At 68.9% G+C, this 12,323-nt stretch carries 12 protein-coding genes; 5 read left to right on the top strand and 7 right to left on the bottom strand.

Annotated features, from left to right (window positions below; all coding sequences use genetic code 11):
• The 3 genes from AB0M27_RS17835 to truA form a co-directional block, all read left to right on the top strand.
• On the top strand, nucleotides 1-516 hold a 516-nt coding region (locus AB0M27_RS17835; protein ID WP_365722694.1), incomplete at its 5' end, for a DNA-directed RNA polymerase subunit alpha C-terminal domain-containing protein.
• 119 nt (nucleotides 517-635) lie between these two features.
• Entirely contained in the window at nucleotides 636-1,130 is a 495-nt protein-coding gene (rplQ, locus tag AB0M27_RS17830; RefSeq protein ID WP_365722692.1) for a 50S ribosomal protein L17, read from the top strand.
• A 74-nt stretch (nucleotides 1,131-1,204) separates the two neighbouring features.
• Entirely contained in the window at nucleotides 1,205-2,044 is an 840-nt protein-coding gene (gene truA / locus AB0M27_RS17825; protein WP_365722690.1) for a tRNA pseudouridine(38-40) synthase TruA, read from the top strand.
• A gap of 4 nt (nucleotides 2,045-2,048) precedes the next feature.
• On the opposite strand, the gene AB0M27_RS17820 is transcribed toward truA, so the two are convergent.
• The 7 genes from AB0M27_RS17820 to AB0M27_RS17790 form a co-directional block, all read right to left on the bottom strand.
• On the bottom strand, nucleotides 2,049-4,079 hold the full coding sequence (locus tag AB0M27_RS17820) for an acyltransferase family protein (protein ID WP_365722688.1): 2,031 nt from the start codon (nucleotides 4,077-4,079) through the stop codon (nucleotides 2,049-2,051).
• Nucleotides 4,080-4,114: 35 nt separating this feature from the next.
• Nucleotides 4,115-5,215 (bottom strand): NDP-sugar synthase, encoded by a 1,101-nt coding sequence (locus AB0M27_RS17815; RefSeq protein WP_365722686.1) that lies wholly within the window; start codon nucleotides 5,213-5,215, stop codon nucleotides 4,115-4,117.
• A 16-nt stretch (nucleotides 5,216-5,231) separates the two neighbouring features.
• Entirely contained in the window at nucleotides 5,232-6,470 is a 1,239-nt protein-coding gene (locus tag AB0M27_RS17810) for a hypothetical protein (protein WP_365722684.1), read from the bottom strand.
• A 22-nt stretch (nucleotides 6,471-6,492) separates the two neighbouring features.
• The gene (locus tag AB0M27_RS17805) at nucleotides 6,493-7,944 is read right to left on the bottom strand and encodes a glycosyltransferase family 2 protein (RefSeq protein ID WP_365722682.1); all 1,452 of its coding nucleotides are present in this window, start codon (nucleotides 7,942-7,944) and stop codon (nucleotides 6,493-6,495) included.
• A gap of 245 nt (nucleotides 7,945-8,189) precedes the next feature.
• A complete protein-coding gene (locus tag AB0M27_RS17800; protein WP_365722680.1) occupies nucleotides 8,190-9,578 on the bottom strand; it encodes a glycosyl hydrolase in 1,389 nt (462 codons plus the stop codon).
• Between the two features lie 10 nt (nucleotides 9,579-9,588).
• A complete protein-coding gene (locus AB0M27_RS17795) occupies nucleotides 9,589-10,005 on the bottom strand; it encodes a hypothetical protein (RefSeq protein ID WP_365722678.1) in 417 nt (138 codons plus the stop codon).
• A gap of 80 nt (nucleotides 10,006-10,085) precedes the next feature.
• Nucleotides 10,086-10,961 carry a hypothetical protein gene (locus AB0M27_RS17790; RefSeq protein WP_365722676.1) on the bottom strand — a complete coding sequence of 292 codons (876 nt, stop codon included), beginning with the start codon at nucleotides 10,959-10,961 and terminating at the stop codon, nucleotides 10,086-10,088.
• 257 nt (nucleotides 10,962-11,218) lie between these two features.
• Between AB0M27_RS17790 and rplM the strand changes: the two genes are divergently transcribed.
• On the top strand, nucleotides 11,219-11,662 hold the full coding sequence (gene rplM / locus AB0M27_RS17785) for a 50S ribosomal protein L13 (protein ID WP_189978663.1): 444 nt from the start codon (nucleotides 11,219-11,221) through the stop codon (nucleotides 11,660-11,662).
• A 42-nt stretch (nucleotides 11,663-11,704) separates the two neighbouring features.
• Nucleotides 11,705-12,217, top strand: coding sequence for a 30S ribosomal protein S9 (rpsI, locus tag AB0M27_RS17780; protein ID WP_100827765.1), 513 nt, complete (start codon nucleotides 11,705-11,707; stop codon nucleotides 12,215-12,217).
• Nucleotides 12,218-12,323 lie beyond the last annotated feature (106 nt).

Genomic DNA, 12,323 nt, shown 5'->3' with positions numbered 1-12,323 from the left:
CCGGTGCTGAAGGTCACGTACAAGGTCGAGGCCACGCGTGTCGAGCAGCGCACCGACTTCGACAAGCTGATCGTCGACGTCGAGACCAAGCAGGCCATGCGTCCGCGTGACGCCATGGCGTCGGCCGGCAAGACCCTGGTCGAGCTGTTCGGTCTGGCTCGTGAGCTCAACATCGACGCCGAGGGCATCGACATGGGCCCGTCCCCCACGGACGCCGCCCTGGCCGCCGACCTCGCGCTGCCGATCGAGGAGCTGGAGCTCACGGTCCGCTCCTACAACTGCCTCAAGCGTGAGGGCATCCACTCCGTGGGTGAGCTCGTCGCCCGCTCCGAGGCCGACCTGCTGGACATCCGCAACTTCGGTGCGAAGTCCATCGACGAGGTCAAGGCGAAGCTGGCCGGCATGGGCCTGGCCCTGAAGGACAGCCCGCCCGGATTCGACCCCACGGCCGCTGCCGACGCCTTCGGCGCCGACGACGACGCGGACGCGGGTTTCGTGGAGACCGAGCAGTACTGATCTCCACCACCTCCGGGGTTCGCGCAAGCGGACCCCGGATCTCCGACAGGTAAACCCGCCTGCTCGGATACTGACTCCGGTACCTGACACGGCCGGGGCAGACACACAGGAGAAGAACAATGCCGAAGCCCACCAAGGGTGCCCGTCTGGGCGGCAGCGCCGCGCACGAGAAGCTGCTCCTCGCGAACCTCGCGAAGTCGCTGTTCGAGCACGGCCGTATCACCACCACCGAAGCGAAGGCACGCCGCCTGCGGCCGTACGCCGAGCGTCTGATCACCAAGGCGAAGAAGGGCGACCTTCACAACCGCCGTCAGGTGCTTCAGGTCATCACGGACAAGAGCATCGTCCACACGCTCTTCACCGAGATCGGCCCGCGTTACGAGAACCGTCCGGGTGGCTACACCCGCATCACCAAGATCGGTAACCGCCGTGGCGACAACGCGCCCATGGCTGTCATCGAGCTGGTCGAGGCGCTGACGGTCGCGCAGCAGGCCACCGGCGAGGCCGAGGCCGCCACCAAGCGTGCGGTCAAGGAGGCCGAGGAGGCCAAGGTCGAGGAGACCAAGGCCGAGGACGCCACCGAGGCTCCCGCCGAGGAGTCGACGGAGGCCTGAGGCTCTGCCTTGAGCTGAGCGGGTCCGCCCTTCACCGGGCGGGCCCGTTTTTGCGTACCTGAGAGGATCTAAGGGTGAGTGAAGTACAGCCCGGTTACGTCCGTGTCCGTCTCGACCTCTCCTACGACGGCACCGGCTTCCACGGCTGGGCCAAGCAGGCCGGCGGCAGGCGGACCGTGCAGGGGGAGATCGAGGACGCGCTGCGGACCGTCACCCGGTCCCGGGAGACGTACGAGCTGACCGTCGCCGGACGCACCGACGCCGGGGTGCACGCGCGGGGGCAGGTGGCGCACGTCGATCTGCCCGAGGGGGTCTGGCGGGAGCACCACGAGAAGCTGCTCAAGCGGCTCGCCGGACGGCTGCCCAAGGATGTGCGGGTGTGGGCGCTCAGGGAGGCGCCGAGCGGCTTCAACGCCCGCTTCGCCGCGATCTGGCGGCGCTACGTGTATCGCGTCACCGACAACCCCGGGGGAGTCGACCCCCTGCTCCGCAACCACGTCCTCTGGCACGACTGGCCCCTGGACGTCGAGGCCATGGACGCCGCCGCCAAGTCCCTCGTCGGGGAGCACGACTTCGCGGCGTACGCGAAGAAACGCGAGGGGGCGACGACGATCCGCGAGGTCCTCGACTTCGGGGCGCGCCGGTGTGCGGACGGCATCGTGGAGATCGAGGTCCGCGCCGACGCCTTCTGCCACAACCAGGTGCGTTCCATGGTCGGCGCGCTGCTGTTCGTGGGCGACGGCCACCGCGATGTGGAGTGGCCGCGGCGGGTCCTCGACGCAGGCGTCAGGGACAGCGCCGTGCACGTCGTCCGCCCGAACGGGCTGACGCTGGAAGAGGTCGCCTATCCGGCGGACGACCGGCTTCTGGAGCGTCAGCGGCAGGCGCGCCGGCTGAGGGTCCGGGCCGACTGACGGATCAGCCGGCCAGGGCCTTCTTCAGGGTTGGCTGCAGATAGGGGGCCAAGGACCGCGCGTAGCTGCCCGTCATGTGGCTGTAGTCGAAGTACACCACCTTCCCGCCGATGACTGCGGGGCAGTATCCGTCCGAGCAGAAGGCGGGGATCGTGTCGATGACCTTGGCCCCGTTCTCCTCGGCCACATCGCGCTCCAGGGCACGGTTTTCCGGGTGGTCGACGACCTTGTCGGCTCTGGTGGTGCAGGAAGCGGGGTCCTTGCCGTTCTCGGCCAGGCAGTCCGGGACGCTGAAGCCCGGGTACGGGGTGTCGGTCATGTAGACGAGCCGGGCGCCCGTGGCCTTGAGCGCGTCGAACGTCTTCTCGGCACCCGAGCGGGTGGCGGTCGGCTGGACGCGGTTCGTGACGACGATGACGTCCGGCTTGAGCCCGCTGATGTACGCCAGGGCCGACTGCCGCCAGCTGGTGCACTCGGTGTACTCGCGCCCGAGGTCCTCCCGGGTGATCTCGTAGTCCTCGGGGCTGCAGCCGCCCTTCGCCACGGTCACCATCTTCGCGTGCAGCTTCTCGCCGAGTTCCTGGAAGGCGTTGCCCCACTGCCAGGAGTGCGAGTCGCCGAAGACGACGACCGTGCGCTTGCCCTCCCGGTCTCCGATGACGCAGTCGTCGCGCATGACGAACTTCGTGACGTCGATGTTGTCGATGCAGCCGTGCGCGGTCTGGTCTTTCGGTGATTTCAGCAGGTCGTTCTGGGTGATCTCGGGCTTGGCCCGCTTGGCGACGGCGGCCCTCACCGAGGCGGTGCCCTGGTAGCCCAGGGCCGCGGCACTGCCCTGTGCGGAGCCGACGGCCAGGTTGAGCGGGATCACGTGCAGGGCGACCACCATGGCGGCGACCGTGGAGGCGGTCAGCGCGCCACCGGTGACCACACCCCGCCAGGGGGTGGCGACGAGCTTCACGTTCTCCCTGAACCGCTTCTCGACCATGTAGTGCATGACGATGGCCAGCAGGAAGGACAGGACTGCCACCCGGAGACGGTCGGAGTAGCCGAACTCCCGGTCGATGATGCTGGGGAAGAGGATCAGCAGCGGCCAGTGCAGGAGATACCAGCCGTAGCTGACGTTCCCGACGAAGTTGAAGACGGGGTTGTCGAGGATCTTCTCCGCGCCGAAGCTCGGAGCGGCACAGCCGCCGGCGATGACCATGCCGGCGCCCAGCAGGGGACCGGCCACCGCGTAGCCCGGCAACGGGGTCTCCTTGGTGATGAGGAGGCCGGTGACGATGAGCGTGCCGAGACCCAACCAGGTGAGGACGCCCGCCACCCCGGTGTTCATGCGCGACAAGAGCTGTGCGCTCAGGGCGAGCAGGACACCGAAGGCCAGCTCCCAGATGCGGCTGGTGGTGCTGAAGTAGGCCATGGGCTGGTTCTTGGTCGTCAGCGTGTAGCCCAGGTAGAACGAGCCGCCCACCACGGCCATCAGGAACAGCGCCACCAGGACCCGGTTGCGGAAGATCAGCCGGCTGAGCCAGACCATGACGACGAGCGCGATGGGGGCGACCAGGTAGAACTGCTCCTCGATGCCCAGCGACCAGAAGTGCTGGTACGGGGACTGGCTGCCGTCGTTGGCGAAGTAGTCCGTGCCGTTCTCGGCGAGGCGCCAGTTGATCAGGCTCACCGAGGCGCTGAGTCCGTCGGTCATGTAGTCACGGAAGCGGAACGGACTGACGTAGATCCACGACACGATGGCCGTGGCGGTGATGGTGATCGCCATGCCCGGCGCGAGCCGTCTGAACCGGCGGGCCCAGAACTTGCTCAGGGACACCTTGCCGGTCTTGTCGATCTCGGCCAGGAGCTGGCTGCCGATGAGGAAGCCGCTGAGCACGAAGCTGACGTCCACGCCGCCGTGGATGTCGAGGATGCCGCAGTGCATGCTGACGACCATCATGATGGCCACGGCGCGCAGGCCCTGAATGTCCGGCCGGTACTTGCGAAGACGCTCTGTCTGCGCGGCCGTTGAGCGATGGCGGGTCACGGTTCTCCAGTAACTGTCCGGGCTGGCCGGCGACTTCAGTGGACCGTCGGGCAGGCGACAGCCGTACCGCTGACGCGCACCCCTTGGGCGGGAATGCGGATGCCGCACGACAGCCGCAGCTGGGCGGGCAGCTCGTTCTGCGCGCCGACGTGCGAGTGGCAGCCCACCACGACCTCGCGGAGGAACGATTCGCTGCCGATCGAGGAGTCGTGGTCGACCACCGACTCGTGGATCTGCGCGCCCTCGGCCACGGTGACGCGCGCGCCGATGATGGAACGGTCGACGACCACGTCCGGGCCGATGACGGCGTGCGGGCCGACCGTCGAGCCGCCCGTGACGCGGGCGGTGGGGTCGACCGTGGCCGTGGGGTGGATCAGGGCCTCGGCGGGCGCCGCCACCAGGGGCGAGGCCGCCGCGCCCGTGACCAGGTCGGCGGAGCCGTGGACGAAGGCCAGCGGCGTGCCGAGATCGCGCCAGTAGTCCTCCGTGGTGTGGCCGAACACGCGCCGCCCCGCGGCGACGAGCTGCGGGAAGGTCTCCTGCTCGACCGAGACCTCCCGGTCGGCCGGGATGGCGTCCAGGACGGACCGGCGGAAGACGTAGCAGCCGGCGTTGATCTGGTCGGTGACGCACTCCTCGGGCGTCTTCGGCTTCTCCAGGAAGGACAGCACCCGGCCGGTCTCGTCGGTGGGGACGAGACCGAAGGCGCGCGGGTCGGGGACCCGGGTGAGGTGCAAGGTCACGTCCGCGTCGCGTGCCTCGTGCCGCTCCAGGACGGCGCGCAGGTCCACACCGGACAGGATGTCGCCGTTGAGGATCAGGACGGGCGCGTCGGCCGTGGTGCCGCGCAGCAGACGTCCGGCGTTGCGGATCGCCCCGCCCGTGCCGAGCGGGACCTCCTCGACGGCGTAGGAGATCTCCAGGTTCTGGGAGAAGTCCTTGAACTCCTCCTCGAAGAGGCTGGCGAGGTACGAGGTGGCGAACACCACGTGCTCGACGCCCGCGTCCATCAGCTTGGCGATCTGGTGCCGGATGAAGGAGGAGCCCGCCACGTCGAGCAGCGGCTTGGGGGTGTGGTTGGTCAGCGGGCGCAGGCGCGTTCCCTTGCCGCCCACCAGGATGATGGCTTCTTGCATGACTGCCTCCGCTCGGTCAGCTTGTAGGGGCGGTGCCGGGTCCTGCGTAGTCAGAGGTGAAGCAGGACTTGATGGCCGCCTCGGAGAGGGGCCGTCCGGCGAAGTCGAGCCGGGAGGCAACCTTGTCGTCTGGCTTGGTGTTCGGGTCGTCGTCGAACCAGAGCGACCACCAGTAGATGCCCTGCATCTTGCGCTCCTGGACGACCTGGCAGACGGCCTTGTACCAGTTGGCCTGCACCTTGGGGTTGACGGCCCGCCTGGCGTAGAAGTCGCCGGGGGCGTGGTAGGCACCGTTCATGGCGCCGATGCCGGTCTCCGAGACCAGGATCTTGGACAGCGGGCCGGTGGCCTTCCTGTCCAGCCAGTTGTCCCAGCCCTTGACCAGGTCCGAGACGGGGGCGGTGTCCGGCACCTTCACGGGGAAGTAGGCGTCGACGCCCAGGTGGTTGACCGGCATGTTGATCCGGCCGGAGACGTAGTTGTCCCAGTTGGCGTCGTAGGAGACCTCACCGGAGAAGCTCTTCTCGGCGTAGGAGACCAGGGGCTCCCAGCCCGGGTCGCCCTCCAGGGAGTTCAGCTCCGTGCCGATCACGAAGGTGTTCGCCTTCGCGCCCTCGGCCGCCTGGAGGTACGGGGTGAGGAACTTCTTGTACGAGGCGAACCAGGCGGAGCGGGAGGCGGGCTCGATGTCGCCGCGCCAGCCGTTGGCCTGCTTCAAAGTGCCCTCGTCCAGGACCGGGCGGACCGTGGTGCGGAAACCGGCGTCCCGGAACACCTTCAACACCCGCTGGAGCCGCTCCGGCGAGGGCGTCTTGGCGCCGGCCGAGAGCGTGTTGGAGGTGGAGTTCTGGATGAAGAAGGGGAAGGAGACGGACACCGAGTTGGCGCCCAGGCCGATGAGGTACTTGGCGTGCTTGCGGGCCTGGTTCTCGATGAACGTGTCGGACCGTTGCTTCTTCTCCTCCTCCCAATACAGCTGTACGCCCCACTGCGCCATGCCCGCCTTCCAGGGCTTGGCGACCTTGAGGGCATCGGTGGCGGAGGAGGGGGAGCCGGACGAGGAGGACGCCGACGCCGTACCGCCGGAGTGGCCGGGGGATGTGGAGGAGTCCTTGTCGTCGCCGATCACGATCTTGGGCAGGGCCGAGCCCGAGTCCCAGCGCACCGGGTGGTTGCCGAGGACGAAGGGGGTGCCCAGCACGATGGTGAGGACCGTCACCGGGAAGATGGCGAGCAGGGGCAGTCGCGAACGCATGTCAGTGGTGTCTTCCGGAGGGTCAGGCGGGCTTGGCGATCACGACGAACTTGTTCTCCTCGCGCCGGACGAACCGGAGGAAGCCCTTGAAGCCGCCGAGCCCTTCCAGCACGGAGAAGACCGGGATGAGAGCGACCACGACGATCGGCTCCCACCACTTGCGCCGGCCGCTGACCGAGGAGAGGGCGTTCAGCCGCAGCCCCTCCCAGTACGTCCAGATGACATAGGCGAAGTTCAGGGCCCACAGGATGACCACGGACTGGGTCACGGGCGAGGTGTTCATGTCGTTGATGAGCCAGCCGAAGAGCAGCACGGCCGCGATGTGCTGGAGCGGGCCGAGTATCCATGTGGCCACGCAGATCGAGAGGAACCAGCGGTAGCGCCAGGGCACGGCCTTGTTGCAGCACAGCGCCACCAGGCCCCAGGCCCACCGGTCGCGCTGCTTGACGAAGTCCTCCGCAGTGGCGGGGGAGGCGCCGTAGCAGCGGCCGTTGAACCAGTCGCTGCGGCCCGGGTACATCCGGCAGAAGGTCAGCGCGAGACGGGCGTCCTCGACGATCTCCTTGGGGCCGAAGTCCCAGCCGATGGTGGCCTCGACGGAGGCGCGCAGCACCAGCAGCTCGCCGTGCACGCCGGCGGCCGGGGTGCCCATGCCGGTCAGTGCGCGGAAGCGGGCGATGTCGTCGGCGGGGCGCACCGCGTCCGCGAGCCAGGTGAACATGTTGACCGCGTTCTCGCGGGGGTAGGTGAGGATGCCCTGGGCCATGTGCTTGGCCTCGTCGGGGTGGGCACGGCGCTGCCGGTTGATGAACTGGGCGAGCGAGGAGGCGGTGTCGGGCCCCACACCTGTGTCGTCGTCCATGTGCAGCACCCATACGTGGTCGTGGGCCTCGCCCTCCTCGATGCGCAGCTCGTGGGCGTAGTGGTTGGCCCGGGCCTTGAAGCGGGTGCCGTTGGCGGGGACGTAGTCCTTGGGGACGGTGATCACCCGGATCAGCGGGTGGGAGTCGGCGAGCCGGTCGATGTCCGCGGCCGCCTCGCAGCCCTCCTCGGTGAGGATGTCGACGCGCATGTACGGGAACCACTCCGGCAGGTGCTCGACGTAGGACAGGATCGAGCGTTCGAGGGCCGGGTAGGTGTCGTGCCGTCCGATGGTGGGGCACAGCACGATCAGGAAGTCCTGTTCGGCCGGTACCGGGGGGACCATCCGGTCACTCTGCCGGATCCGGCGGCGGATCAGCAGGGCACCCTGGATGCCCACCATGACACCGACCACCGGCAGGGACCAGACGATGGTCAGGATCCAGCTCAGCGGCGATGAGCTGGGCTGGTAGGTCCACAGCCCGAAGGCGACCAACAGGATGAAAGGCAGCAGGAACGGGACGATGCCCGGCTTCCACGCCGCGGTGCGCTGGGCCAGCTTCTGATTGTGCCGCGAATGCGGCACGCCCCCCTCGACCAGTGTCGATGCCATGACGACTAGGGAACTCCCGTGAGATCGGTCGGCGCGTCGAGGCGGCAGCGATCTCGGTCGTGGCGCAACGGTGCGCACCACGACATGAACTTCGGGTTTTCTGCCCCCCGACGCCTTCTTCGGCGTCTCGGCCACGCGCCGCTCAGATGCCCCCCCAGGCGCCCAAACCACTGGCCGAACAGTTGACTGATCCTTACATGTATGTGCGAGGCAAGAAAACACTGTGAGGAAGGTGTGTTCAAAAATTAACCAAGTGACGCCTTGGGGTCATGTGCCGTCATGGGCAGTGACCGCCACTCTTCGGCCGTGATCACCTGGGAAGACGCGTACGTCCGTTTCACGTCGGCCGAGGTGTTTCTGTGCCGCGGCTCGGAGACGTTCTCATACGTCAGTGCCTGGCCCCACACCGTCCACAGCGCCCACGGCGTGCGGGACAGGGTGTGCGGCTGGTGCGTGTTGAGCGGGACATGGAAGGACTCGGCGATGATCCGGGGCCTGGCGTACTCCTCCAGGCCCCGGTACCAGACCTCGGTCCAGGCGCCGGGCCCGTACGGCCGGGCCGGGCTCCCGCTGTAGTCGTCGACGCCCACGATGTCCACGTACGCGCCGCCCGGGTAGTACGGCCGGGGTCCGGTGCCGTAGGAGCCGTCCCAGGAGTTCGGGGCCCAGACGAAGATCAGGTTGTGCAGGCCCCGGTGGTGCACCAGGTAGTCGTGCGTCAGCCGCCACAGCCTCCGGTACGCGGCCGGATCCTGCCCCGCCCACCAGAAGCCGTGGCCGGGCTTCGTGTTCATCTCGTGGTACGGCCGCAGCAGCACCGGTACGCCCCGGGCGGCCAGGTAGCCCAGGTGGTCCGCGAGGTAGTCCAGGTCGTGCAGCAGGGCCCCGTGCTCGGCGGTGCCCTCGGTGATCACCCGGCCGAACCAGCCGGGATCCTGCGCGGCGGGCGAGTTGCGGCACAGAGTCTGAGGGAAGCCCTTGACCGGACTGCCCGGATAGGGCTGGTGGAAGGAGAACCCGACGATGCCCGCCGGGGCTCCGCCGTTGTCGGGCAGGGCGACCTCCGTGCCGGAGGCGCATTCCGTGTGTGTGCCGGAGGGGCGGTACGAGCCGTCCGCCGGGCGGGGCAGCCCTGCCCACACGCCCACGGCGAGGTCGACGGCGTCCTCCGCGTAGCCCCACATGCGGCGGCAGCTCGGCCAGGCGCGCGAGTAGGACCGTGCCTCACCCACCGCCCAGCCCGGCTGCCCGTACCCCGGCCCCAGGTCGAGTTCCACGAAGGCGGGCAGCCGGCCGGTGATGTCCCGGGCCTTGCGGTAGTAGTAGCCCGGCTGCTTCGTCCCCCGGTAGTCGCCGTACTCCGCGTTGTACCGCTCGTTGTGCAGCTCCACGTGCTGCCCGATCACCGTCCGGCTCGGGCGTCCCCGGCGCGCGTCGTTCTCCAGCCCGGCCAGCAGCGCGTACACCCGGCGCGCGGCGGGGGTGGCACGCGGATCGCGATGCCGCAGATCACCGGGCACGAGCACCGGCGCCCGTCCGTCGCCCCCGGCCCACTCGGACCAGGCCCACACCGCCGCCGGACCACCCAACGCGGCTCCCGCTGCGGCCCCCAACAGCCCGACACGCCCTCGCATGCGCACGGGGTCACGCGGCTTTCAGGAGGAGCGGGACGGCGACGGCCGGGTTGCCTCGGGTGACGCCTTCGACGCCGAGGACGAGGCGACCGCCCGCCCGGTCGTCGCGGAGGGCGGCGACGGGGGCCGGGGTGCCGCCGGGGCTCAGGCCTGCGCCGACGACGGCCCCCGGAGCGGTGGCGGACCGGGCGAGCGTGCTGGTCCCGGTGCTCCGGCGGATGCCGAGACGGCCGTCGGCCGCGGTGTCGTCGTCGCCGTGGCGCGTCAGGGAAACGGCCGGGGCGCCCCTGGCGACGCCCTCGACGCCGAGGGCGCAGCAGGCGTCGGCCCGGTCGTCGCGGAAGGTGCCACGGGTGACGGGGACTGCGGCCTTGGCGTCCGGCCGGGCTGCGCCGGTGTCCCGGGCGGTGTGCGTGCGTATGGGCATGGGCCGGTTCCCCCGGGCGTTCGTGGTGGTGGCCGATGTGGGACGGCCGGTGTGCGGGGGGAGCGGCTGACCCGCCTGGGTCATCCGGTGGCGGCTGCCGACGCCTGGGCCTGGCCGCGGCGGTAGATCTGGTTGAAGGTGAACTGCTGCAGGTCGGTGCCGGCGCGGAAGACCTTCGTGTCCTTGTTGGTGACGTTCTTGCCGTCGAGGAAGCCGCCGGTGGTGAAGTAGGCGTAGCGGCCGACCGCGTTCGTGGTCGTCAGGCAGACCGCGGCGTTGCAGAAGTTCTTGACGCCCTTGCCGGGCAGGGAGCGCACCACGGCCTTCTTGGCGGCCTGCTTCCTGACCTTCGTGGCCTGCGCCTGGTCGTCGAAGACGGCGACGCCGACGGTGATCGCGATGCCGCCGTTGGTGTAGGTCGCGCGGATCAGGCGGGTGCAGCCGCCCGCGGTGAGGATCTTCGGCAGATTGCCGCTGGCGGCGGAGCCGCAGTTCGTGGTGTCGGCCGTGGCCCCCTTCTTGTACACGGTGTCGCCCATGGTGAGCTGGGTGCCCGGGAAGAGGGTGTCGGCGCTGAGCGGGGCGGTGTCCTTCTTGGCGCTGGCTATGAAGTCCCTCGGATCCAGCGGCGGCGGGGCGCTGGTGGGCGCGAAGGACGGCGTGGCCGAGCCGCTGGGCACGGAGGCGCTGGCGGGCAGGTTGGTGGGGCCGCCCGAGGCGTTGGTGTCGTTGTTCGCGGAGACGACGGCCATGGCCACGGCGGTGCCGACGGCTATCGTGGCGACGGCGCCGGCGCCTACGAACAGCAGTTTGCGGCGCTTGTGGCGGGTCTCCGATGCCTCGGCGAGCGCCGCCCAGTCCGGGGTCCCGTCGTCACCGCCACTGTTCCAGGTCTGCTGGGAATGCGGTTTCCAGGGATCCCACTGAGACTGGGGTCCCCCCTGCCCGTAACTCATGGGGCGCATCTTAGACGGGGGGCGGGGGTGAGCACGCCGATCGCTCGTTTTGACCCTCACCGACGACCCCGGTATTCTGCTTGTTCGTTGTGTATTGGCTTGCTCATTCTCACGGGACGGGCCCTTACACCGGTCCACCGGGCCGATGACCAGCGACCCCACGTACGCGGTATGCGTCGCCGCAGTGCGGTCCAGGCTGTCGTGATCGTTTCGGTGACCTGTTCAGGACCATTCACTCGAAGCGAAGGCTACGAACCGTGCGTACGTACAGCCCCAAGCCCGGCGATGTGACGCGCCAGTGGCACGTCATCGACGCTCAGGACGTTGTCCTGGGCCGTCTCGCCACCACCGCAGCGACCCTTCTGAGGGGCAAGCACAAGCCGATCTACGCGCCGCACGTCGATGCTGGTGACTTCGTCATCATCATCAACGCCGACAAGGTGCACCTGTCCGGCAACAAGCGGACCCAGAAGATGGCGTACCGCCACTCCGGCTACCCGGGTGGTCTGCGCTCCGTCCGTTACGACGAGCTGCTCGCGAAGAACCCTGAGAAGGCCATCGAGAAGGCCGTCAAGGGCATGCTCCCCAAGAACACCCTGGGCCGTCAGATGCTCACGAAGCTGAAGGTCTACTCGGGCGACCAGCACCCGCACGCTGCCCAGCAGCCGGTGCCGTTCGAGATCACCCAGGTCGCGCAGTAAGTCCGGCCACCCCCTAAGACTGAAGAGAATCTGAGGAGAATCGTGGCCGAGACCACTGCCGAGCAGCCGATCGAAGAGATCGACATCGAGAGCTACACCACCGAGTCCGAGGTCCCCGTCGAGGGCGAGTACACCTCGGAGTCCCTGGCCTCCCGCTTCGGCGAGCCCCAGCCGGCCGCCGGCCTGGGCCGCCGCAAGAACGCCATCGCCCGCGTCCGGATCGTCCCGGGCACCGGCAAGTGGAAGATCAACGGTCGCACCCTCGAGGACTACTTCCCGAACAAGGTGCACCAGCAGGAAGTCAACGAGCCCTTCAAGGTGCTCGAGCTCGAGGGCCGTTACGACGTCATCGCCCGCATCGCGGGTGGCGGTGTCTCCGGTCAGGCCGGTGCCCTCCGCCTCGGTGTCGCCCGTGCCCTGAACGAGGCCGACGTCGACAACAACCGCGGCCCGCTGAAGAAGGCCGGCTTCCTCAAGCGCGACGACCGTGCGGTCGAGCGCAAGAAGGCCGGTCTGAAGAAGGCCCGCAAGGCTCCGCAGTACAGCAAGCGCTAAGCGCCGCCTGCTCGTACTCCGAACGCCCCGGCGGCACGCCACATGTGCCGTCGGGGCGTTCGTTTATCCCAGGCAAGGGCGTATAACGACACGAGACGCTCAGCCG

It is taken from the genome of Streptomyces sp. NPDC052107 (assembly GCF_040680215.1).
In the GTDB taxonomy this organism is placed as follows: Bacteria; Actinomycetota; Actinomycetes; order Streptomycetales; family Streptomycetaceae; genus Streptomyces.
Note: the sequence above shows the minus strand (reverse complement) of the source record. Positions and strands in the feature narration are given on the sequence as shown.